Here is a 652-nt window from a genome sequence, read left to right as displayed (position 1 = left end):
CCGCGTCATTGACCTTGATCGGCGGGGTCTCGTGGTTACGGATCCTGGTCGAGACCTTGCGCCGTCTGGACAGCGGGTTCACCCAGCGCAGACCGGTCGTGCGGATCGTCCCGGTGTAACGGCCGAACAGTGACACCACGCGCGCCTTACCGGGTGAGACCGCGGTCAGGCCGCCCAGCGCCACCAGGCCGCCGAGGACGAGCAGGCTGCCGATCACGATCAGGATCGCGCCCGGGGCGGGATCGGCGTCGGAGCCGGCCAGCAGGCCCCCGCCCGTGATGACGCCGGGCCCGAGAAGTAACACCGCCGCGAGGCTCAGACCGAGCGCGGCCCAGCCGGACACCCCGTTCCTGGTCAGCTCCCGGATCTGCGGCGCGGGCGTCTCCGCGCCCGCCTCGGAACCATAAGTGACCATGACCGATCCCCCTCGTAATACGTCCACCGCCGGACGTGAACACTATCATAGTGATATCACTTTTTGCGGTCGCCAGAGGCCCTGAATGTGGGGACGGCGGGAAGTGACACCCGGCAGCGTCGAAGGAGGAGTTCGTGCGGTACGGAGTCCCGGAGATCGACATTGCGCCACGATCCGTCCCGGTCTGCGGTCTGCGGGGTGCCGCATGCGCGGCAGCATCTGTCAGTGCGTGCGGCA

At 68.3% G+C, this 652-nt stretch carries 1 pseudogene; it reads right to left on the bottom strand.

The features are described from left to right. Positions 1 to 415 (bottom strand): annotated as a pseudogene (locus DD1DGNOD_RS20740) (SPFH domain-containing protein); the annotation flags it as partial. Between the last annotated feature and the right edge of the window lie 237 nt (positions 416 to 652).

Source organism: Candidatus Protofrankia californiensis (assembly GCF_900634765.1).
Taxonomy (GTDB): Bacteria; Actinomycetota; Actinomycetes; order Frankiales; family Frankiaceae; genus Protofrankia; species Protofrankia californiensis.
The sequence above is the reverse complement of the archived record's forward strand: the minus strand, read 5'-3'. Positions and strand labels throughout refer to the sequence as shown.